20 protein-coding genes are annotated in these 22986 nt (G+C 60.0%); 12 read left to right on the plus strand and 8 right to left on the minus strand.

Annotated features, from left to right (window positions below):
* Positions 1–219: 219 nt before the first annotated feature.
* From rarD to N5D61_RS13635, 5 genes are all read right to left on the minus strand, one after another.
* Positions 220–1113, minus strand: a complete 894-nt coding sequence (gene rarD / locus N5D61_RS13615) for an EamA family transporter RarD (RefSeq protein WP_108237769.1) — start codon at positions 1111–1113, stop codon at positions 220–222.
* Positions 1114–1153: 40 nt separating this feature from the next.
* On the minus strand, positions 1154–2128 hold the full coding sequence (locus N5D61_RS13620) for a serine/threonine protein kinase (protein ID WP_279893222.1): 975 nt from the start codon (positions 2126–2128) through the stop codon (positions 1154–1156).
* Between the two features lie 172 nt (positions 2129–2300).
* Positions 2301–4229 (minus strand): PhoX family phosphatase, encoded by a 1929-nt coding sequence (locus tag N5D61_RS13625; RefSeq protein WP_279893223.1) that lies wholly within the window; start codon positions 4227–4229, stop codon positions 2301–2303.
* A gap of 105 nt (positions 4230–4334) precedes the next feature.
* Positions 4335–5099 (minus strand): TOBE domain-containing protein, encoded by a 765-nt coding sequence (locus tag N5D61_RS13630; protein ID WP_279893224.1) that lies wholly within the window; start codon positions 5097–5099, stop codon positions 4335–4337.
* 150 nt (positions 5100–5249) lie between these two features.
* The gene (locus N5D61_RS13635) at positions 5250–5984 is read right to left on the minus strand and encodes a ComF family protein (RefSeq protein ID WP_279893225.1); all 735 of its coding nucleotides are present in this window, start codon (positions 5982–5984) and stop codon (positions 5250–5252) included.
* A gap of 110 nt (positions 5985–6094) precedes the next feature.
* Here N5D61_RS13635 and bioB point away from each other — a divergent pair, with 110 nt between their 5' ends.
* From bioB to N5D61_RS13680, 9 genes are all read left to right on the plus strand, one after another.
* A complete protein-coding gene (gene bioB / locus N5D61_RS13640) occupies positions 6095–7150 on the plus strand; it encodes a biotin synthase BioB (RefSeq protein ID WP_108237774.1) in 1056 nt (351 codons plus the stop codon).
* Positions 7151–7303: 153 nt separating this feature from the next.
* A complete protein-coding gene (bioF, locus tag N5D61_RS13645; RefSeq protein WP_279893226.1) occupies positions 7304–8509 on the plus strand; it encodes an 8-amino-7-oxononanoate synthase in 1206 nt (401 codons plus the stop codon).
* Positions 8502–9233, plus strand: a complete 732-nt coding sequence (locus N5D61_RS13650; RefSeq protein WP_279893227.1) for an alpha/beta fold hydrolase — start codon at positions 8502–8504, stop codon at positions 9231–9233. The genes bioF and N5D61_RS13650 overlap by 8 nt, the downstream gene beginning before the upstream one ends.
* Positions 9226–10074: a malonyl-ACP O-methyltransferase BioC gene (bioC, locus tag N5D61_RS13655; RefSeq protein ID WP_279893228.1), complete on the plus strand. Its 849-nt coding sequence runs from the start codon at positions 9226–9228 to the stop codon at positions 10072–10074. Before N5D61_RS13650 ends, bioC begins: the two co-directional genes overlap by 8 nt.
* An 88-nt stretch (positions 10075–10162) precedes the next feature.
* Positions 10163–10843 (plus strand): dethiobiotin synthase, encoded by a 681-nt coding sequence (gene bioD / locus N5D61_RS13660; protein ID WP_108237778.1) that lies wholly within the window; start codon positions 10163–10165, stop codon positions 10841–10843.
* A 146-nt stretch (positions 10844–10989) separates the two neighbouring features.
* Positions 10990–11286 carry a pyrroloquinoline quinone biosynthesis protein PqqE gene (locus N5D61_RS13665; protein ID WP_108237779.1) on the plus strand — a complete coding sequence of 99 codons (297 nt, stop codon included), beginning with the start codon at positions 10990–10992 and terminating at the stop codon, positions 11284–11286.
* Positions 11287–11641: 355 nt separating this feature from the next.
* Positions 11642–13447 (plus strand): phenylacyl-CoA dehydrogenase, encoded by a 1806-nt coding sequence (locus N5D61_RS13670; RefSeq protein ID WP_279893229.1) that lies wholly within the window; start codon positions 11642–11644, stop codon positions 13445–13447.
* Between the two features lie 181 nt (positions 13448–13628).
* A complete protein-coding gene (locus N5D61_RS13675) occupies positions 13629–14924 on the plus strand; it encodes a GGDEF domain-containing protein (protein WP_108237781.1) in 1296 nt (431 codons plus the stop codon).
* 225 nt (positions 14925–15149) lie between these two features.
* Positions 15150–16928 carry an acyl-CoA dehydrogenase C-terminal domain-containing protein gene (locus N5D61_RS13680; protein WP_279893230.1) on the plus strand — a complete coding sequence of 593 codons (1779 nt, stop codon included), beginning with the start codon at positions 15150–15152 and terminating at the stop codon, positions 16926–16928.
* Positions 16929–17218: 290 nt separating this feature from the next.
* On the opposite strand, the gene N5D61_RS13685 is transcribed toward N5D61_RS13680, so the two are convergent.
* A complete protein-coding gene (locus tag N5D61_RS13685; RefSeq protein WP_279893231.1) occupies positions 17219–18115 on the minus strand; it encodes a LysR family transcriptional regulator in 897 nt (298 codons plus the stop codon).
* Positions 18116–18217: 102 nt separating this feature from the next.
* Between N5D61_RS13685 and N5D61_RS13690 the strand changes: the two genes are divergently transcribed.
* The 3 genes from N5D61_RS13690 (at position 18218) to N5D61_RS13700 (ending at position 19959) form a co-directional block, all read left to right on the plus strand.
* Positions 18218–18916 (plus strand): MOSC domain-containing protein, encoded by a 699-nt coding sequence (locus N5D61_RS13690; RefSeq protein ID WP_108237784.1) that lies wholly within the window; start codon positions 18218–18220, stop codon positions 18914–18916.
* A complete protein-coding gene (locus N5D61_RS13695; protein ID WP_279893232.1) occupies positions 18913–19617 on the plus strand; it encodes an aminotransferase class III-fold pyridoxal phosphate-dependent enzyme in 705 nt (234 codons plus the stop codon). The genes N5D61_RS13690 and N5D61_RS13695 overlap by 4 nt, the downstream gene beginning before the upstream one ends.
* 180 nt (positions 19618–19797) lie before the next feature.
* On the plus strand, positions 19798–19959 hold the full coding sequence (locus tag N5D61_RS13700; protein WP_108237786.1) for a YqaE/Pmp3 family membrane protein: 162 nt from the start codon (positions 19798–19800) through the stop codon (positions 19957–19959).
* A 62-nt stretch (positions 19960–20021) separates the two neighbouring features.
* Here N5D61_RS13700 and N5D61_RS13705 read toward each other — a convergent pair whose 3' ends face one another.
* Positions 20022–21848 carry a S9 family peptidase gene (locus N5D61_RS13705; RefSeq protein WP_279893233.1) on the minus strand — a complete coding sequence of 609 codons (1827 nt, stop codon included), beginning with the start codon at positions 21846–21848 and terminating at the stop codon, positions 20022–20024.
* Positions 21814–22983: a pyrroloquinoline quinone biosynthesis protein PqqE gene (gene pqqE, locus N5D61_RS13710; RefSeq protein ID WP_279893283.1), complete on the minus strand. Its 1170-nt coding sequence runs from the start codon at positions 22981–22983 to the stop codon at positions 21814–21816. The genes N5D61_RS13705 and pqqE overlap by 35 nt, the downstream gene beginning before the upstream one ends.
* Positions 22984–22986 lie beyond the last annotated feature (3 nt).

Genomic DNA, 22986 nt, shown 5'->3' on the forward strand with positions numbered 1-22986 from the left:
CATGAGGCACTTATTCAGTTTTTTGATGCGTCTGCCTGTGGATAACCTGCGGACACCCGTATGCGGCCCTTGCGCTGCAAGCCTTTGATGTGATTGATCAAAAAACAGGCAATTTCGTCGGCTTGTGCACAAATAGGTTGAACGAGGGTGTGGATAACCTGAGCAAACATCGCTGCAGGCCGCAAGCAGCTGGCCTGTAGCGAAGTGGTTGTTTTTTGATCAGCGTTGCGCGCGTCGTCGGGTCGCCATGAGGGCGTCGGCACTGTAGACAATCAGCCCCGCCCAGATGAAGCAGAAGGTGACAACGGTGGTGGAGGGCAGTTGTTCGCCGAACACCAAGACCGCGAGTGACAAGACCAGCATCGGCGCGATGTACTGCAAAAAGCCCAGGGTGGCGTAGGGCAAATGCCGAGCAGCCGCGTTGAAACACACCAGCGGGACGAGCGTGACGGGACCTGCTGCGGCCAGCCAGATGGCTTCTGATGTCGTCCAGAATTCGGCTTGCGCGCTGTGCGCCATCGGGTTGAACAACAACCAGCCGATCGCAAGCGGCACCAGAATCCAAGTCTCAACCACTAAGCCCGGGAGCGCTGCCACCGGCGCTTTTTTGCGGATCAGACCGTAAAAACCGAAGCTGAGGGCCAGGGCCAGCGAAATCCAAGGCAGGCTGCCGACCTGCCAGACCTGCTGCAACACGCCGATCAGCGCGAACGTCACCGCCACCCATTGCAGCGGGCGGAGCCTCTCGCGCAGCAGCACCATGCCCAGCATCACGTTGATCAGTGGGTTAATGAAATACCCCAGACTGGCCTCGACCATGTGGTTGTTGTTCACCGCCCAGACGTAGATCAGCCAGTTGATGGCGATCAGCGAACCGCTGCCGGTGAGAATCGCCAGGCGTTGAGGGTTCTCCCGCAACTCACGCCACCAGCCGGGGTGTTTCCACACGAGCAGCAGCAGCGAGCCGAAGACGGCCGACCAGATGGCGCGGTTCACGATGATCTCAATGGCAGGCACGGCAGACAGCAGTTTGAAGTAGATCGGAAACAGCCCCCAGATGATGTAGGCGCTGAGGCCCAGAACGTACCCGCGACGCGGGTTGGCAGCTTGCATGGGTGGTCCTTCGGCAAGTGTTTTCGTGATGCGGTAGCGGTCAAAACAGCTTCAACGGTTCTTCGTTCAACGCCGCCAGTTGTTCTCGCAGCGCCAGCACCTGATCTCCCCAATAGCGTTCGGTACCGAACCAGGAAAAACTGTGGGGGAAAGCAGGGTCGTCCCAACGACGAGCGAGCCACGCGCTGTAGTGCAGCAGGCGCAATGCTCGCAGCGGTTCGATCAGCGCAAGTTCGCGCGGGTCGAAATCGTGGAATTCGTTGTAGCCGTCCATCAGTTCCGATAACTGGCTCAGACAATCCTGACGACTGCCGGCGAGCATCATCCAGATGTCCTGAACGGCAGGCCCCATGCGGCAGTCATCCAGATCGACGATATGGAAAATGTCATCGCGGGTCATCATGTTCCCGGGGTGACAATCGCCATGCATGCGGATGTTCTGATGCGGGATCGCGGCATAGGCGTCTTCGATACGCTTGAGCAAATCCTTGGCAACGGATTCGTAAGCAGGGAGCAAGCTGCGGGGGATCGCGTCATGTTCCAGCAGGTAGTTCAGTGAGTCCTGACCGAAGTTCTTCACGCCCAACGCTTCGCGGTGTGCGAACGGACGCGCAGCGCCTACCGCATGGATACGCCCCAACAACTGACCGAGGCGATAAAGCTGATCCAGATTGCCGGGCTCCGGTGCTCGACCGCCTCTTCGGGGGAAGAGCGTAAAGCGAAACCCAGCGTGTTCGAATAGCGTCTGGCTATTGTGGACAAGGGGCGCCACGACCGGGATTTCCACCTCGGCGAGCTCGGCGGTGAAGCTGTGCTCTTCGAGGATGGCCTCGGTGGTCCAGCGACCGGGACGGTAAAACTTGGCGATCAGTGGCTGGCCATCTTCGATGCCGACTTGATAGACGCGGTTCTCGTAGCTGTTGAGCGCCAGAATACGCGCGTCGCTGACGAAGCCGATGCTCTCGACCGCGTCCAGCACCAGATCCGGGGTAAGTGTTTCAAAGGGGTGGGCCATACTGACTCCTGCGCGCGGCAGGGGCCGCGTCGGGCCAGTGATGGTAACTCAGCCGTGGCTTGGCCGACACACCGCGTGACGGCCATTGCACGGCAGCCCCTGTTTAGGGGCGTCTGACGCATGCCGACGCTCTCCAGACGCTGAGGAGGGGTCGTGCATTCCGGTTGCTGACTTAGCCCCCGATTTCCCCGCCGTCGTCCCGCGTGATCACCATCACCGAGGATCTGGGTGTGCCATTCGGCAAATGGTCTGGGAAGGTGGAGCCGCCTTTCTCCCCGGGGTGCTGGATTCCCACGAACAGCGCTTTGTGATCCGGTGCGAAGGTAATCCCCGTCACCTCGCAACCAACCGGGCCCACCATGAATCGACGGATTTCTCCGCTGGCGGGGTCGGCGCAAAGCATCTGGTTGTTACCCATGCCTGCAAAATCTCCCGCATTCGAGTAGTCACCATCGGTGAGGATCCACAGGCGACCCGCCTTGTCAAAACCCAGCCCGTCCGGGCTGTTGAACATGTTTTGCGGCGTGATCTGACTGGAGCCGCCTTGAGGTGTGCCCGCATGCACCTCCGGATTACCCGCGACGACGAACAGATCCCATGAAAATGCCAGCGCCGCCGCATCCGACCCCTTTTCCTGCCATCGCAGAATCTGCCCGTATTGATTCTTTTCCCGCGGGTTCGGGCCGCCGACGGGCTGCCCGTCCTCGCCCCGTTTGACGTTATTGGTCAGCGTGCAATACACCCGCCCATCGGTGGGGCTGACCACGATCCATTCCGGGCGGTCCATGCGCGTGGCCTTGACGACGCTGGCGGCCAGGCGCGCGTGAATCAACACCTCGGCCTGGCTGGCAAAGCCGCTGGAAGCCTCGATGCCGTTCTTGCCATGGGTCAGCTCAATCCACCGGCCACTGCCTTTGGGATGGTCCGGATCGGCATCGCCGTCATCGAACTGCGCGACGTACAGCGTGCCGTGATCGAGCAGGTTTCGATTGGCCTTGGGGTTGCTCCGATCGATTGTGTCGCGGCTGATGAATTTGTAGATGAACTCGCCGCGTTCGTCATCGCCCATGTACACCACCACGCGGCCGTCTTTGGCTTCGGTGACCGCTGCGTTTTCATGCTTGAATCGGCCCAGGGCGGTGCGCTTGACTGGCGTGGACGAAGGGTCGAACGGGTCGATTTCCACCACCCAGCCGTGGCGGTTCATTTCGTTGGGGTTCTTCGCCACGTCGAAACGCGGGTCATGAGGATGCCAGTTCACGTCCTTGCTGGTGGCCACGACGCCGTAACGCTTGGCTGCTGCATCGGACGTCTGAGCTGGATCGCTGCTGCCGAAGCAGTCAGTGAAATTTTCTTCGCACGTCAGGTAGGTGCCCCATGGTGTTTTGCCATTAGCGCAGTTCTGAAAGGTGCCCAGCACACGTGTACCCGTGCTATCGGCGGCGGTCTTCAACCAAGCGTGGCCGGCGGCAGGGCCGCTCAGGCGAAGCGGCGTGTTGCCATGGATGCGCCGGTTGTAGGGTGAGCCCTGGACAAATTGCCATTGGTTGCCCTCACGCTGTACTTCAATGACCGAAACCCCTTCGCTGGCCAGGGCTTTTTCTACGTCGTGAGCCGATTGCGGGTTTTTGCCGTGGTCGAAGAGATAGCGGTAATTGGTGTACTCATTGTTGATCGCTAACAGCGCGCGCTTGGCGGTGGAAGGGTTGTCACCCGGGAAAGTGAACAGACTCATGCCGTCATTGTTGTCGCCGAATTGCAGCGCTTGAGCCTCGGCCGTACCTTGGCCGTGCGGGTCGAATGCGGGGCCGCCCTTATGCAAGGGCTGGCCCCAACTGATCAACACAGAAGCGGTGTACCCCGGCGGCAGGGTGATGCTGTCTGCGGTAGAGGAGGGGATGCTGTCAAAGCCCATCAGCGCGCTATGGCCTGCGCTGACACTCGCAGCCAACACGCTGCGGCTCAGCAAATCGCCACCCAGAAACATGGCGGCGCCGCACAGTGCGCCTGCGCCAATGAAGCCGCGGCGGGTCAGGCCGGTGTCATGACGAGTGACGAGGGTTTCGAGGTCGGTGGGCTGATGCGCTTCTAATAATTTCATCACGGGGCTTCCTGCGGTTTTGGCGCAAACCTTATTCAGCCCGGATGACGCTATTGTGTCCGTTCAATGACAGCACTGAGCGTCGATGCCCCACCCTGCCTACGATTACAGCGGCGTGCCGATCAACACGGACGATGGGGCGAAATGAACGTCCACTTCGCTGCCCTGCTTTAAATTCAAAGCGTTGAGATGATCGGGCTCCGCCATCGCGCACAATATCTGACCGCCTGACAGCCCAATTTTCACTTCACTTGGGCCGTCCTCTCCCTCGAGCACCGCCTCGATATTGCCAGACAAGCAATTGTGTCCAGTTGTTACGGCGTGGCCGGCGGGCATCATGGTCAACCAACTGGCCTTGATCAAAGCGAACACGTGAACGCCTTTTTCCAGCCCTAGCCGCTGACTGCTGTCGCGAGTGACTTGCACGTCGATCCGCAGGTCCCCTGCCATGATTAGTCTGATCATGTCATTGCGCCCAAATGGCGTAATGCTTTCGACTTCGCCGTGCAGTTGATTGCGTGCGCTGGTGCGAAGCATCAGGCGGCCCAACAACGCCAGATCGTCAGATGCCTCGGGCGTCTCCAGGAGCTGAGTCTGCAAGGCCTGCAAACGCTGGTACAAACGCAGAACCCGTTCGCCTTCATTCGACAGTTTCGCCCCGCCCCCGCCACGGCCGCCCACGCTGCGCTCGACCAGCGGCTTCTGCGCCAGATTGTTCAGCTCATCGATGGCATCCCAAGCCGCCTTGTAGCTCAACCCCGCGCTCTTCGCGGCACGGGTAATCGAGCCCTGCTCGGCAATGTGCTGCAACAGCGCGATGCGATGCGGGCGGCGGACCATGTGTTGAGTGAGGGAAGGGGGCAAAGACATGCTGGGGGTCGGCAGAGGGTGAATGAATAGGAGCGTCAGTGTAATCCAAAATTTTTCAGCAAGCGGTGACTGAAGGTGGTCTGGGTTCGGTAGCGCTTGAGGTGCGGCAGCGCTGCTTGATCGAGCGCTTTGCGCGCAGGTCTTTCGATTTCACTGTCCGGGCTTCGCTGTGCGCGCCAAGCAATACAGATCCACCCGTTTCGCACCGGCTTGTCGCAGCAGTCGGGCGAGGGTGTCGGCGGTCGAGCCGGTTGTCATGACGTCGTCGATCAGCGCGATGTGTTTCCCGGACACCTTCGCCGGCATTGGCAGCACGAACGCATCCCGAAGGTTCCGTCTCCTGGCTTTGGCGTTCAGGCTCTGCTGCGCAGGCGTGTCCTTTATCCGCTTGACCAGGGTTTCATCCACGTCGAGGTTCATCACTGAACCTAACCAGTTCGCGATCATGGCGGCCTGGTTGTAACCGCGTTGGCGCAATCGTCCATCGGCCAGAGGGACGGGCATCAGCAACTCCGGGCGCTCGAGGTCTTCTTCGAAGCGGTGACGCAATGTCTGGCTGAGGAGTTCAGCCAGCAAGCGCCCCAGCGGCCATTTGCCTTGGTGCTTGAAGCGTGTGACCAGCGCGTCGATAGGGAAGTCGTACAGCCACGGCACGATAACTTCGCTGAAGGCTGGTGGGTGTCGAACGCATTGCGCGCATGTCAAACCGGACATCGGCATGGGCAGCGCGCAGTGGTCGCAGAAGTCGATCAACCATGGCAACTCGCTTTCACACGCGGTGCAAATGGGAAGAGTGGTATCCGTTCGCTCGTCGCACAGCAAACAGGTCTGTACGTTTTTTAACCAGATGTAAACCTGGCCTCCTTCGTGTGGTTGACAGCGCATGGGACTTCCTTAAAGATGCCGAACATCCGTGTTATGCCTGTGGTTTTTCTGGTATCGCCTGCCGAGCGAGCCGCCCGGGTACTCGCCTAAAAGTCATGAAGGAGCCGCCCATGAGCGCCAGTATCAATGCCACTTTGCGTCACGACTGGACCTTACCCGAGGTCAAGGCGTTGTTCACACAGCCCTTCAATGACCTGCTGTTTCAGGCGCAAACCGTGCATCGCGCTCATTTCGACGCCAATCGTGTTCAAGTCTCGACGCTGCTGTCGATCAAAACCGGCGCATGCCCGGAAGACTGCAAGTACTGCCCTCAGTCCGGCCACTACAACACCGGGCTTGAAAAAGAAAAGCTGATGCAGGTCCAGCAAGTGTTGGAGGAAGCGGCGCGCGCCAAGGCCATTGGTTCGACCCGTTTCTGCATGGGTGCCGCCTGGAAGCACCCCTCTGCGAAAGACATGCCCTATGTGCTGGAGATGGTCAAAGGCGTGAAAGCCATGGGGCTGGAAACCTGCATGACGCTCGGCAAGCTCGATCAGGATCAGACCAAGGCCCTGGCCGAGGCCGGGCTGGACTACTACAACCACAATCTGGACACCTCGCCGGATTTCTATACGCGCATCATCACCACCCGCACCTACAGCGAGCGCTTGGAAACGCTGGCCTATGTGCGTGACGCGGGCATGAAGATCTGTTCGGGCGGCATTCTGGGCATGGGTGAGTCGCTGGACGATCGCGCCAATTTGCTGATTCAGTTGGCCAACTTGCCAGAGCACCCCGAGTCGGTGCCCATCAACATGTTGGTGAAAGTCGCGGGCACGCCGCTCGCCAATGCGGAGGACGTCGATCCCTTCGATTTCATTCGGATGCTCGCCGTGGCGCGCATTCTCATGCCGAAATCGCACGTCCGCCTTTCAGCTGGCCGTGAGGCGATGAATGACCAAATGCAGGCCTTGGCGTTTTTCGCCGGTGCCAACTCGATCTTCTACGGCGACAAGCTGCTGACCACTGCCAACCCACAGGCCGACAAAGACATGCTCTTGTTCTCCCGGCTCGGGATTCAGCCGGAAGCCCGCGAAGAGCATTCGGACGAGGTGCATCAAGCGGCGATCGAGCAGGCATTGGTGGAGCAAATGAGCAGCGAACTGTTTTACGACGCGGCAGTTTAAGGTCGACGTTACTCAGTTGATTGATCGACACACTCCCTGTGGGAGCGATTTCACCCATGCTGGGCTTGGGCGCGGCCTTGCGATCATGGCCCGGTTCGCTCTTTCAGGCGCGGCGTCCATTTTGATTCCGCGATTTGAATTCACGAGGCTTGCATGTCCTTCGATCTGAGCGCACGTCTCGCTGCCCGGCGTGCCGAGCACCTCTACCGACAACGTCCGCTGCTGCAGAGCCCTCAAGGCACGCAAGTGGTAGTCGACGGCAAGCCGCTGCTCGCGTTCTGTAACAACGATTACCTGGGGCTGGCCAGTCACCCTGCCGTCATCGACGCTTGGAAAACCGGCGCTGAGCGCTGGGGCGTTGGCGGGGGAGCATCGCATCTCGTGATCGGCCACAGCACGCCGCACCATGCACTGGAAGAGGCGTTGGCCGAATTCACCGGGCGCCCGCGCGCGTTGCTGTTTTCCAATGGCTACATGGCCAACCTTGGCGCTGTGACCGCTTTGGTGGGGCAGGGTGATACCGTCCTGGAAGACCGCCTCAATCATGCCTCGCTGCTCGACGCGGGGTTGCTCAGCGGCGCGCGGTTTTCGCGCTATCTGCACAACGATCCAGACAGCCTCAAGAGCCGCCTGGAAAAGGCCACGGGCGATACGTTAGTGGTAACTGACGGCGTCTTCAGCATGGACGGCGATGTCGCCGATCTGCCCGCACTCGCCCGGGCTGCCAAGGCGAGGAACGCTTGGCTGATGGTCGACGATGCTCACGGTTTCGGCCCACTGGGCGCGCAAGGCGCGGGAATCGTCGAGCACTTCGGACTGACTGTCGACGACGTCCCGGTGCTGATCGGCACGCTCGGCAAATCCTTTGGCACGGCAGGGGCCTTCGTGGCTGGGAGCGAGGAACTGATCGAGACCCTGATCCAATTCGCTCGGCCCTATATCTACACCACCAGCCAACCTCCCGCACTGGCCTGTGCAACGTTGAAAAGCCTTGAATTGCTGCGTACGGAAGACTGGCGTCGCGAGCATCTGCAATCGCTGATCAAACAGTTCCGCGAAGGCGCGCAGGCATTGGGACTTAGGCTGATGGACAGCTTCACCCCGATCCAGCCGATCCTCATCGGTAGCAGTGACCGGGCCTTGCGCTTGTCGCAGATGCTGCGCGAGCGGGGGGTGATGGTCACTGCGATCCGCCCGCCTACCGTGCCCGTCGGCAGTGCTCGACTGCGGGTGACCTTGTCTGCGGCACACAGCGCTGCTCAAGTGCAGCTATTGTTGCAAGCATTGGAGCAGTGCTATCCGTTGCTGGCGCTTGACTCGAACGGCAGGGATGAACCGGAGGAGCCTTACGATGCGTGATCGATTGATCCTGTTGCCTGGTTGGGGGCTTGGCGTGTCTCCACTGGAACCGCTGGCGGCGGCGTTGCGCGGACTCGATGAGCATCTGCACGTTGACATCGAGCCCCTGCCGGACTTGCAAAGCGACGACCTGAACGAATGGCTCGACGAGTTGGATGCCACCCTTCCGGACAATGCCTGGCTTGGCGGTTGGTCATTAGGCGGCATGCTGGCGACCGAGCTGGCCGCGCGACGCGGCGAACGTTGTTGCGGGTTGGCGACGTTCGCCAGCAATGTCTGTTTCGTCGCCCGCAGCCAGTGGCCGAATGCGATGCCCCAGACGGACTTCGATGGCTTCATTGCCGGTTGCAAGATCGATCCGCAGAACACCCTCAAGCGTTTCAGCTTACTGTGCGTACAAGGCGCCGAAGAGCCTCGCGCTCTGTCCCGGCAGCTCAAGGCTGGTGCTCCATTGGCCTCCAGCGCGGGGCTGATCGAAAGCCTTAAATTGCTCGAACAAATGGATACCCGTGCAGCATTGCACACCTATCGGGGCCCCCAGTTGCATTTGTTCGGTGGCCTGGACGCCTTGGTGCCGGCCGAGGCGTCTGCGGATTTACTGACGCTGATGCCGGACATAGAAGTTGGTGTCATCGAGCAGGCCAGCCACGCGTTCATTCTCGAAAACCCTCATGGCGTCGCGGCAGCGGTCCAGGCGTTCCTACACGAGTCCGGTGATGACTGATCTTTCCCACTGTGCGGTGCTCAAGGCCGTGAAGCAGAAACAGGCGAACTTCCAAAATCATCTGCCCGACAAGCGCCAGGTGGCTGCATCGTTTTCCAAGGCCGCAGCCAGTTACGACAGTGTTGCAGAACTGCAACGCGCGGTGGGCACCGAGCTCATGTCGCGTCTGCCCGCCACGTCCCCTGCGCGTTGGCTGGATCTGGGCAGCGGCACGGGATACTTCAGCCGCCTGCTTGCCCAGAGCTTCCCCGACAGCGAAGGCATCGCGCTGGACATCGCCGAAGGCATGCTGCAACACGCCAGGCCTTTGGGCGGTGCGGGGCATTACCTCGCCGGTGATGCGGAAAACCTGCCCTTGAAGGACGCCAGTGTCGGATTGATTTTCTCCAGCCTGGCTGTGCAGTGGTGTGGGGACTTTGCCGCGGTGTTATCCGAGGCCAAGCGCGTGTTGCAGCCGGGTGGGCTATTGGGTTTTGCCAGCCTGTGCGTCGGCACCCTTCAGGAGTTGCGCGACAGTTGGCGAGCTGTGGACGGTCGGGTGCATGTCAACCGGTTCAGGGCGTTGGAGGAGTACCAACGACTTTGCGCCGCCAGCGGCATGCAGGTCCGCAGCGTAAATGTGTTACCTCATGTGTTGCACTACCCGGATGTCCGCAGCCTGACCCATGAGCTCAAGGCACTGGGCGCGCACAATATCAATCCAGGGCGTCCAGACGGGCTGACCGGCAGGGCGCGTATTCAAAGGCTGATCGCGGCGTACGAAGGCTACCGGAAGGAAAACGGGCTGCCGGCGACTTATCAGGTCGTTTATGCCGTGCTGGAAAAAACAGCAACGGTTTAAAGAATGATGAGCTTCACCAGCGTCGCTCACCCGAGCGCTATAGTCAGTGGGCAACAGTTTGAAAACATCTGAACGAAAGGTCGCCACGATGAGTGCTGCGTATTTCATCACGGGAACCGACACCGAGGTGGGCAAGACCACCATTTCCACCGGGCTGCTGTATGCGGCCCGGCAATCCGGATTGAGCACGGCGGCAGGTAAGCCCGTCGCATCGGGCTGCGATGTGAAGCCTAAAGGCCTGCGCAACTCAGATGCCGTCGCATTGCGCGGGGAGTGCTCGGTTGAACTGACCTACAACGAGGTCAACCCGGTTGCCCTGCAGCCGGCCATCGCCCCGCATCTGGCCGCCCGTGAAGCGGGCATTGCGCTGACCGTGCAATCGCTGCTCGAGCCTATGCGCCACATTCTGGGGAAGAACGCTGACTTTACCGTGATCGAAGGCGCGGGAGGCTGGCGCGTGCCGCTGGCAGACCAAGCCAACCTTTCGGACTTGGCCATTGCGCTGCGGTTGCCCGTGATTCTGGTGGTGGGCGTGCGCCTGGGGTGCATCAACCATGCGCTGCTGACCGCTGAAGCCATTGCCTCTGACGGATTGCAACTGGCAGGGTGGGTGGCCAACATCATCGATCCGAAGACTTCCCGCCTGGAAGAGAATCTCGCGACCCTGGCCGAACGGCTGCCTGCCCCCTGCTTGGGACGCGTCCCCCACTTGAAAAAGCCCACGCCGGAAACGGTGGCGGGGCATCTGCATCTGGAGTTGCTGGATTAGCCGGAATGTGGCAGGACGCACGCCTGAGCGGTCCCAAGCTGTGACCTCTATCACAAGGCCCAATGCCATTAGTCTTTTTGCTGGGTGTTTCGCCGTCGTTACTGGTTTAATGACGTTGTTCGTTTTTTGAACAAGGGACTCAGGTCATGCAGATTTCTCTGAACAACACGCTGTATCCGGGGTTGACCGCCATCCAGGTGGGTCAGGACCGAGTGGATCAGGCTGCGACACAACTGGCGAGTCCAGCGAGCGAGGTGTCGGGCCGTAGTCAGTCTTCCGACTATCAACTTGAACGTCTGCGAGCGGTCGAGCGCCCGGATCGTTCGGATCTGGCGTCCAATGTCGTCGAGATGGCCGAAGGCAAGTTTCAAGTCATGGCTGGCGTCAAAGTTGAAAAGGCCAGCGATGAAATGCTCGGCACACTGATCGACACCTACGCCTGACCTGTTCCCCAGCGTGCGCTTCGGCGCACGTTCGCATTTCCCTTCTCGCTCTGAATAACGCCCTATCACGCGACCGAATCGCAGCTTTTCATGAGCCGCCCCGGCGTGTCCGCTCGACTAAACTCATCCTCATGTCCCGCCGATTGTGGTCGTCGCGTGCGCGCGGTGCATGGGCGTCCCTCTGATCGGGGAAGAAAGGTTTTGGTTGCGCCCTTGACAACGAGCCAGGCGTAAACGTATGTTTCAAACACCTGTTTGACCTTCGGCAATGTCCGGCCATGTGAAATGGGGTAGGCCCCCACCGTGACCCGACGGTCAGCCAATTTCCAGGATTCATCAGCAGAGGTTTATCGCTATGCCTGACTACAAGGCTCCCTTGCGTGATATTCGCTTCGTTCGTGACGAACTGCTTGGCTATGAAGCGCACTATCAGAGTCTGCCAGCCTGCCAGGACGCCACGCCTGACATGGTCGACGCCATTCTCGAGGAAGGCGCCAAATTCTGTGAGCAGGTATTGGCCCCGTTGAACCGCGTCGGTGACACCGAAGGCTGCACCTGGAGCGAGTCGGGCGTGAAAACCCCGACCGGCTTCAAAGAGGCCTACAAGCAATTCGTCGAAGGCGGCTGGCCAAGCCTGGCTCACGACGTCGCCCACGGTGGTCAGGGGCTGCCGGAGTCGCTGGGTCTGGCGGTCAGCGAAATGGTCGGCGAAGCGAACTGGTCGTGGGGCATGTACCCCGGCCTGTCCCATGGCGCGATGAACACGATCTCCGAGCACGGCACCCCCGAGCAGCAAGAGGCTTACTTGACCAAGCTGGTGTCCGGCGAGTGGACCGGCACCATGTGCCTGACCGAGCCTCACTGCGGTACTGACCTTGGCATGCTGCGCACCAAGGCCGAGCCTCAGGCCGATGGCTCCTACAAAGTGTCGGGTACCAAAATCTTCATTTCCGCTGGCGAACACGATATGGCCGACAACATCGTCCATATCGTGCTGGCCCGCCTGCCAGATGCCCCGGCCGGCACCAAGGGCATCTCGCTGTTCATCGTTCCTAAATTCCTGCCGAATGCCGAAGGTGGCATCGGTGAGCGTAACGCTGTGAATTGCGGTTCCATCGAGCACAAGATGGGCATCCATGGCAACGCCACCTGCGTGATGAACTTCGACGGCGCGACAGGCTTTCTGATCGGGCCTCCGAACAAAGGCCTGAACTGCATGTTCACCTTCATGAACACCGCGCGTCTGGGGACGGCGCTTCAAGGTCTGGCCCATGCCGAAATCGGCTTCCAGGGTGGCTTGAAATACGCCCGTGAGCGCCTGCAGATGCGTTCGTTGACCGGCCCGAAGGCGCCAGACAAGGCGGCGGATCCCATCATCGTGCACCCTGATGTGCGTCGCATGCTGCTGACCATGAAAGCCTTCGCCGAGGGCACGCGGGCGATGGTGTATTTCACTGCCAAGCAGGTGGACATCGTCAAGTACAGCGAAGATGCCGAGGCCAAGAAGCAAGCCGATGGCCTGCTGGCGTTCATGACGCCGATCGCCAAGGCATTCATGACCGAGGTCGGTTTCGAGTCTGCCAACCATGGCATCCAGATCTACGGTGGCCATGGCTTCATCGCCGAGTGGGGCATGGAGCAGAACGTTCGTGACAGCCGTATTTCGATGCTGTACGAAGGCACCACGGGCGTGCAGGCCCTCGATTTGCTGGGCCGTAAAGTGCTGATGACGCAGGGCGAGGCGCTCAAAGGCTTCACCAAGATTGTCCACAAGTTCTGCCAGGCCCAGGAAGGCAACGAAGCGGTCAGCGAGTTCATCGCGCCATTGGCGGCGCTGAACAAAGAGTGGGGCGAGCTGACCATGAAGGTCGGGATGGCAGCCATGAAAGACCGTGAAGAAGTCGGCGCTGCTTCCGTGGATTACCTGATGTTCTCAGGTTATGCGTGTCTGGCCTATTTCTGGGCCGACATGGCGCGGGTCGCTGCCGAGAAGCTGGCTGCCGGCACCACAGACGAAGCGTTCTATACCGCCAAGTTGCAAACCGCCCGGTTCTACTTCCAGCGCATCCTTCCGCGCACCCGGACTCACGTTGCGGCCATGCTGTCGGGCGCCAGTAACCTGATGGACATGAACGAGGAGCACTTCGGTCTGGCGTACTGATCGACGTCCGGTCTGTGTTTCAAAGCCGCTGGTCCTTCGGGCCCAGCGGCTTTTTGTTTTCACCTTTCGGCTCTCGTGCAACCCAATCACACTTTTTTCTCATCATATTGTGCACCTCGCCGATACAGGCACTGTGCCATTTTGAATTACACTCGCCTCACTTGGGTTGGAGAAAGTCCTTTTGCTGGGCGCATCCACTGCACGGATCAGCCATTTTTTACCGTCGCTGGCGTTATTTATCGCCGGGCTTGCTGCCGCCTACGTGAAGGACCTCAATGTGTTCTTCACGTCACTGTTCAACGTGCTGCCGACCTTGGTGCTGTTGCTGGGTGGCGCCTATTGCGGTGTCTACAAGCGTCAGCGTGAGCTGTTTTTGATGGTGACGGTCTACGTCGCGTATTTTCTGCTCGATACGCAGACGGACTACTACCGCGACCATGGCAAGGTTCGGGAAGATGCAGCGGTCGTGTTTCACCTGTGTTGTCTGCTGTTGCCGGTGATGTACGGCTTGTTTGCCGCGTGGGAAGAACGCACTCATCTCGGCCAGGATCTGATTGCGCGGCTCGCGGTGTTGGTGGCGGTTGGGGGCGTTGCGTTGGGCCTTGAGCAGAGCTTTCCCGAGGCGCTGCTCGCCTGGTTGGCCGACATTCGCTGGCCCTCGCTGCATGGCGAATGGATGAGTCTGATCCAGCTGTCCTACGCGACCTTCCTCATTGCATTCGCGATTTTGATCACGCAGTACGTTCGTAAGCCGCGCCCTTTGCACGCCGCACAGATCGTGGGGCTGCTCGGGTTGTTCTGGGCGCTGCCGAAAACCTTCATCCTGCCATTCACGCTGAACATCATGTGCAGTCAGGTGATGCTGATGATTGCCGCAGCTGTCGCTCATGAGGCCTATCAAATGGCGTTTCGCGATGAGTTGACCGGCCTTCCCGGGCGTCGGGCCCTCAACGAACGCATGCAGAGGCTGGGACGCAATTACGTGTTGGCCATGAGTGACGTCGATCATTTCAAAAAATTCAATGACACCCACGGCCATGACGTGGGGGATCAAGTCTTGCGTCTGGTGGCAAGCAAACTGTCCAAAATCACGAATGGCGGCGGCCGCGCCTACCGCTACGGCGGTGAAGAGTTTGCCATTGTATTTGCTGGCAAGACGCTGGACGAATGCATGCCTCACCTTGAGGTCATTCGCGAAACCATCGCCAATTACGCGATCCACCTGCGCAACCAGGAAAACCGCCCCCAGGATGATCAGCAGGGGCGTCAACGCCGGGCCGGTTCGCAAGCGTCAACCGTTTCCGTGACCGTCAGCATTGGCGTTGCCGAACGTCAGCCAGAGCATCGCAATCCTGAAGAAGTGCTCAAAGCTGCGGATCAGGCCCTGTACGCCGCCAAGGGCGCCGGTCGGAATTGCGTCATCGCATACGGCCAGACCACCAAGCGCGGCGCTGTCCGAATGGCTGCCGTCGGCTGATCTCCTTTCTCTCCTACGTGATCAAGCAGCGCCTTAACCCTTTTGGTAAAGGCGAAGGGGTGGGGCTCATCTGTTTGTGACCATTAATTGATAAATGGTCACTACCTGACCCTATGTGTCGCAAATGGTGTTCCTGTACACTCGAGCCAGCTGACACACTTGGCGCCGCCGATGACCTGCGGTGCTCCTCTTTCCGGGTATCTGTTGCTGTTTGCGAGGTTTGCCATGGCTGACTACAAAGCGCCGTTGCGCGATATGCGCTTCGTCCTCAATGAAGTATTCGACGTCTCCAGCCTGTGGGCCTCCCTGCCCGAATTGGCTGAAAACGTGGATGCGGAAACCGTCGAGGCGATCCTCGAAGAGGCAGGCAAGGTCACTGGCAAATCCGTCGCGCCGCTCAGCCGAGCGGCCGATGAAGAAGGATGCCATTGGAAGGATACCGTCGTGACCACTCCAGCAGGCTTCGTGCAGGCCTACAAGACCTACGCCGAAGGCGGTTGGGTGGGCGTAGGGGGCAACCCGGAGTTTGGTGGCATGGGCATGCCCAAGGCAGTGTCGGCGCAGGTCGAGGAGATGGTCAACTCGTCCAGTCTGGCGTTCGGGCTGTACCCGATGCTGACGTCGGGGGCTTGCGTTTCCATCAATGCCCACGCCAGCGAAACCCTGAAAGCCAAATTCCTGCCTAACCTGTACGCGGGAATCTGGGCAGGCTCCATGTGCCTTACCGAGGCTCATGCGGGCACCGATCTTGGGATCATCCGCACCAAGGCCGAGCCACAGGCTGACGGCTCCTACACGATCAGCGGCACCAAGATCTTCATCACGGGTGGGGAGCATGACCTCACTGAAAACATCATTCACCTGGTACTGGCCAAACTGCCGGATGCGCCAGCCGGGCCGAAAGGCATTTCGCTCTTCCTGGTACCGAAATTTCTGGTCAATGACGACGGCAGCCTTGGAACGCGCAACGCCGTTTCCTGCGGCTCCATCGAGCACAAGATGGGGATTCAGGCCTCAGCCACCTGCGTAATGAATTTCGATCAGGCCGAGGGATACCTGGTCGGCGAGCCCAACAAAGGGCTGGCCGCCATGTTCACCATGATGAACTACGAACGCCTGGGCGTGGGTATTCAAGGTCTGGCCTCGGGTGAGCGCTCCTATCAGAACGCAATCGAATACGCCCGTGATCGACTGCAGAGCCGCGCACCCACCGGCGCTCAGGCGAAGGATAAGGTCGCCGATCCGATTATCGTGCACCCCGATGTACGTCGCATGCTGCTGACCATGAAGGCGCTGAACGAAGGTGGCCGCGCGTTTTCGACCTACGTCGCGCTGCAGCTGGATATCGCCAAATACAGCGAAGACGCCGAGACGCGCCAGCGCGCCGATGCCCTGGTCGCACTGTTGACTCCCGTGGCCAAGGCTTTTCTGACAGACATGGGTCTTGAAACTACGGTCCATGGCCAACAGGTGTTCGGCGGCCACGGCTATATCCGTGAATGGGGGCAGGAGCAGTTGGTGCGGGATGTACGCATTACCCAGATCTATGAAGGCACCAACGGCATTCAGGCGCTGGATTTGATGGGGCGCAAAGTCGTCGCCAGCGGCGGGGCGTACTACCGGTTGTTCTCCGATGAAGTTCGCCAGTTCATTGCGGCGTCTGACAGCGCTCTGAGTGAATTCACCAAGCCTTTGGCCATGGCGCTGACTAAGCTGGACGAACTGACTGACTGGGTTTTGGATCGCGCGAAATCCAACCCGAATGAAATCGGCGCGGCGTCCGTCGAGTATCTGCATGCCTTTGGCTACACCGCTTATGGCTATATGTGGGCGATGTCGGCCAAGGCCGCTCTCGACAAGGCGTCGGAGGAGAGCTTTTACGCCAGCAAGCTGGGCACTGCACGGTTCTTCTTCGCGCGGCTGTTGCCGAGAATTCACTCGCTCGCCGCCTCCGTACAGGCCGGGAGCGAACCGCTCTACCTGCTGGACGCTTCTGAGTTCTGAATGTCCTCGTCGTGTAAGCTTTTGCTTACACGACGTGTTGGAAAAATAGCTCTACCGTTTTAATGGATCCAACATTAATCTACACACATGGACGTCGCGCAGGATGCGCAAACAGATAACACGGACACGTAAGGATTGCCTGCCAGGACGGTGGGGTGAAAGGGAAGTCAAAAGGGAAACAGTCTGGAAAACCTCGCTTCGGCGGGGTTTTCTTTTATCCGCATGCCGGAAATCGGTTTTGGGGTGTCACGTTGAGCCTCACGCGGGTATATGGCTGCCGTATCGGTCGATCAGGGCACGATCACCGGTTTCTCTACTTCATCCAACACCGTTTTCAACAATGCCAACGTGGCTTGCTGCCGCTGTGCGTCTCGGTAGACCAGCCCGATCTGCAGTGGAACTCGCGGCTCGCTCAGAGGCTTCCACAACAGCTCCTCATTATCTTGGATGCCCTCGGCCCGCCCCGGCAGCACCGTGGCCAGTTTCATGTGGGCGAGGCTGTCGAGAATGCCCGCCATGTTGTTCAGTTCGGCCTGGACGTGGGCGCGGCGCCCCAGATTGCTCAGTTGCGTTTGCCAGATCTGCCTCACTTGAAATTCTTCACCCAGTAGCAACATCGGCAGCTCGGCTGCCTGGCTCATCGAGACTTTCTTGAAATCCCGCAACGGATGATTGGCCGGGATGACGAGCTTGAGTTCGTCTTCGTAGAGCATCAGTCCGTGCAGCCCCGGCTGACGTGGTGGCAAATAGCTGATGCCGATGTCCAGCGAGCCGTTGAGCAGACGTCGTTCAATTTCCATCGCGCTCAACTCGTAAATCTGGACCACCAGATGTGGCTGCGCCTTGCGCACATGCTCCAGCATTTGCGGAACCAGGCTGGAATGCACGGTCTGCATCACGCCAATGGCCAGCGTCCTTTGCGATTGACCTTTGAAGTTGCGCAGCGCATCGCGTGCCCGCTGCATACCCTCCAGCAACGGAACGGCGTGGTTGTACAGCGTGTGGGCGGCCAGGGTCGGCAGCAAACGCTTGCTACTGCGCTCGAACAGGCTCACATCGAGGCTGTGTTCGAGCAGGCGGATCTGTTGCGACAGTGCCGGTTGGGATAAGGACAACCGTTCGGCCGCACGTCCCACATGGCCTTCTTCGTAGACCGCGACGAAATAACGCAGTTGGCGGAAATCCATAAGCCCTGCTTATCGAAATGGCTGGAAAATCGAAATGGTCGTTTGCCTGGCTGACGCATAGTCTACCCGCAACTCTCTAGGGTTACAGGACCTCGCGGCAGAATGAACAGTGTTCGTGTTGACGGTGTTTACATAGGTAAAGCGAAAAATCTGGGTCATGGATTGATCAGCGATATCGACAAGCACCGGTTAGACCGACGCTTATGGCTATGGCCGCAAGGGCTGGGCACCGATGAGCACGGCGATCCGCGCTTCCACACTGGGCCTGAACGCGCCCTGCACCATTACCCCTCCGAGCATTACGCCTACTGGCGCAAGCATTACCCGAACGTTGACTGGTGTGCGCCCGCGTTTGGGGAAAACCTGTCGTCCAGCGGGCTGACTGAAGAGCATGCCTGCCTCGGGGATCTCTTTCGCTGGGGCGAGGCACTTCTGCAGATCAGCCAGCCACGCTCCCCTTGCTACCGGCTGAGCCACCGCTGGGGGATCGAAGGGTTGCCCCAGCATGCCCAGGAAACGGGCCGTTGTGGCTGGTTCTATCGCGTGTTGAAACCCGGCTTTGTCAGCCCCGAGGACGAGTTCCAGCTTATTCAGCGCAGCTACCCCGGCCTCACCGTGGCCTGGGCGTTGCGCAGTTTTTTCCAGGAGCCGCTCGAACACGCGGGCCTCAAGAAACTTGTCGATTGCCCGGTATTGTCGACCCGCTGGCGGGACATTGCCCTGAAACGCCTGCGCACCGGTCGCGTCGAGGACTGGAGCGATCGCTTGCTTGGCCTGCCACTCGAGGGATTGCGCGCATGAACCTGTTCAAACGGCTGCGCTCAGTCGCCGAATCGCCCTCTTCTGTCGCCGAACCTTCCAGCCTGTTGCCGCCCTTGGAACGTCTGCGCCAGCGCACCGGCAGCGATGAGGCCGGGTTCTTCGCTGCCGAGTACGACGCTTTTACGGGTGCGATGAAACTTGCCCGCTTATGGGGCGAACGCCACCGGCGCGGGCATTGTGGTGTGCTTTCGGCCAGCGGCGGCCGTTTCGATGGACTGCTCGAATCCCTCGCGACCGATTTCTGCCGTGTCCCGTTCAACGATCTGGCCGCCGTCGAAGCAGCCGTGGATTCCCGCACGGTGGCCATCGTTCTGGAGCCCATACAGGGCGAAACCGTAGTGACGCCAGCCACTCACGCCTATGTGCGGGGTGTGGAACGGCTATGCCGGGCGTTGAACATCCTGCTGATCCTCAATGTGGCACGCGGCACGCCTGGCCCGCTTGGCGGCCTGTTGTGCGAGGAGGCCTATGGCGTTCGCGGGGACATCGTCGTGGTGGGCGATCACTCCAATCGCAGCCCGCGCATCGCGGCGCTGCTTGCACGAGATCACGCGTGCATGGCGCCCATGAATGTGCTGCCTGGCTACGTTCAGGAGCCATCTTCCGATGTGCGCGCGGCGTACTCGGTCGCGCCAACTCGACCGCAGCGCGCCCTCCTGCCCCGTGGCTTGACGGCTTGAAGCGACCCTATACCGTCTTGCGTTGCGTACGCCTCGCCCTGCACCGGAAAAATAGGTGCGGGGCGTTTTTTTGCCATCAGGTAATGGCTTGCTGACATGCCAGGCGGAACCCCTGTGTGCCAACAAGGTCGATTGACTGTGCGGCCTCACAGGCCGCGAACTCACTCAGGAGCCTTTCCCATGGACATCATTCGCATCATCTTCGCCATCCTGCTGCCACCCCTGGGCGTGTTCCTGCAAGTTGGTTTCGGCGGGGCCTTTTGGCTCAACATCCTGCTGACGCTCTTGGGCTATATTCCCGGCATCGTTCATGCCGTGTACATCATCGCCAGCCGCAAATAAGCCTGCCTGCTCATGCTTTCGTCTGTAGCAGCCGTGCTGCTACGGGCGATGGACTCTGTGCCTCACCCTTCAAGCACCTTGCGATAAAACGCCCACTCGGTCTCCAGTGCGTGGGCCTGATTGCTGGCCTTGCGGAAGCCATGGCGCTCATCCGGATAGAAATGCCCCTCCGCAAGAATCCCTCTGTCCAACAATGCGTTGAGCATATCGCGAGTCTGCGCCGGCACGACCACCGCGTCGAGTTCGCCCTGGAAGAAGATGACGGGCGCCGTGATGCGATCGGCATGTAACAGCGGCGTGCGTTCCTTGTAACGAGCCATGTCGATGTCGGGATCGCCAATCAGCCAATCCAGGTAGTCCGCCTCGAACTTGTGTGTTGCCTCGGCCAATGCCAAAGGGTCGCTGACCCCATAAAGACTGGCGCCGGCCCGAAACACGTCTTTGAATGCCAGCGCACACAATGCCGTGTAACCGCCTGCGCTGCCCCCGCGTATGAACGCTTTGTCAGGGTCGATCAGCCCTTGATCACCCAAATACTCCACGGCTGCGCAAGCGTCTTCGACATCCGCCACACCCCATTCCAGAAACAGCGCCTGCCGATAGGCGCGTCCGTAACCGGTACTGCCCCGATAATTGAGGTCGGCCACCGCGAAGCCTCGTTGCGTCCAGTATTGAATGCGCGGGTCGAGCACTGGGTAGCAGGCAGACGTCGGGCCGCCGTGGATGAACACCACCAGCGGCGGTTTCTCTTCGCCATTCATGGCCGGGTAAAAGTAGCCATGGGCTTCTTCGCCGCCACTGGGATAGCGCAGGGTTTGTGGCTGGCTGATGCGTGCCGAGGGCAGCGGCGCGACGCCGCCTGCCAACACACGAATGTTTTTGTCCGTCCGCCCGATTGCCAGGACTGCCGAGGGGCTGACTGCCGACGCGGCAATGCAATACAAGTAGTCATCGTCCATGGCCAAGCTGCGAAACCGGCTGTAGCTGCTGCTGAAATCGTCCAAATCACCGCTGGCTGACTGGATGCCCAGCTTTCCTACGCCATCTTCCGACCACGTCGCCAGGTACGTGCTGTGGTCAATGGGCAACCAGGTCGAACCCCCCAGTTGCCAGGGCGCGGGCGCGTAATCGGCGCTGGCGGCGGGCAAGGCTTTGAGGCCTTCCAGGGTCTCGACCCACGGCTGCCAGAAGCCGGCGCGGTCGGTCAGGCAGTACAGACGGCCGCAAGCATCGAAGCGCGGCTGCTGGAGTGATTCCAGCCCCAGTCCTCCTGCCAGACAATGCGGGCGGCCCCAGTTTCCACCGTTGTGGCGCTCGACGCTCATCAGACGGGTCGAGGTCCACGGCTGATGAGGCCGCCACCATTCGATCCAGACAAGTCGATTGCCATCAGGGCTCATCACCGGCGACGCGTAGAAGTCGGCGCCTTCGGCCAGGACATGGCGCTGGGCGTCCGCTAAATCGATGGCGACGAGTCGATGGACATCGCCGTCTTCTTCGACCGCCAGAATCTGTCCGTGAGCGAATCGGACATCGCCGTAGCGTTTGTCGTCGGTGGTCAGTGCTTCGGGGAGCCCGCCCTCGAACGCCTGCACGTAGATCTGCTGATCCGCCTCATTGACGAATGCCACCGCGTTGTCTGTCACGCAGAACGAGCCACCGCCGTATTCGTAGACCCGACTGCGGACGCTGAAACCCTCTGGCGTCAAACAGATCTTGTCGCCATTGCGCCAGCGCCAGATGCGCGAAGCGGCATCCTGCGGGCGAAATTCACTCCAGAAAAGGCCCGCAGGGCTGGCGCTCAGTTCGGCGAAATCGATGCCCGCCGCCACGGCCTGGGCGGCAGTGAACAGGTCAGGATTTGGCGATGAGGCGTGAGTTTCGTTCATTGCGGAAGGCCAGTTGCTCGATGGTCTGGTTAGCATACTCGGCTTCTTCACGCGCTTGGGTGATCAAGCTGTGCTGTGGCGACTTGGCGCACACCGGGTCCGCGTTGCTGGCATCTCCCGTCAGCATGAATGCTTGGCAGCGGCACCCGCCAAAGTCTTTTTCCTTCTCGTCGCAAGACCTGCACGGCTCAGGCATCCATTCGTAGCCGCGAAAGCGATTGAAGCCAAACGAGTCATACCAGATGTGCTGCAGGCTGTGGTCGCGCACGTTGGGGAACTGGATCGGCATCTGGCGTGCGCCATGGCAAGGCAGGGCCGTGCCATCGGGGGTGACGGTCAGGAACAGGTTGCCCCAGCCATTCATGCACGCCTTTGGCCGTTCTTCATAGTAATCAGGCGTGACGAAGATCAGTTTGACCGGATGGTTTTGCGCCGCAAGGCGTGCCCGGTACTCGTTGGTGATCCGCTCGGCGCGCTCCAGTTGCGCTCGAGTGGGCAGCAGCCCAACCCGGTTCAAATGTGCCCACCCATAGAATTGGCAGGTGGCCAATTCGACGAAATCCGCTTCCAAGGCCACACACAGTTCGATGATCTTGTCGATTCGGTCGATGTTGTGACGATGCGTGACGAAGTTAAGCACCATCGGGTAGCCGTGTTTCTTCACCGCCCGGGCCATTTCCAGCTTTTGGGCAAAAGCCTTTTTCGAGCCTGCGAGCATGTTGTTCACTTGCTCGTCGCTGGCCTGGAAGCTGATCTGGATATGGTCGAGGCCGGCGGCCTTGAAATCGATGATTTTCTGCTCGGTCAGGCCGATGCCGGAGGTGATCAGGTTGGTGTAGAAGCCCAGCCTACGAGCCTCGCGGATCAGCTCCGCCAAGTCCTGGCGGACCAAGGGTTCACCACCGGAAAAGCCGATCTGTGCCGCGCCCATCTGCCGCGCTTCGGCCATCACCTTGAACCATTGCTCGGTCGTCAGTTCGGCCCCTTGTCGGGCGAAATCCAAAGGATTGGAACAATACGGGCATTGCAGCGGGCAACGGTAGGTCAGTTCGGCGAGCAGCCACAGCGGCAGGCCGACCGGGGGCGTGGGCGGGATGTGGACATTGGAGCTGCCAACGGTCGACTGCTCGCTCATTGC

This window comes from Pseudomonas sp. GD03842, assembly GCF_029841165.1.
In the GTDB taxonomy this organism is placed as follows: Bacteria; Pseudomonadota; Gammaproteobacteria; order Pseudomonadales; family Pseudomonadaceae; genus Aquipseudomonas.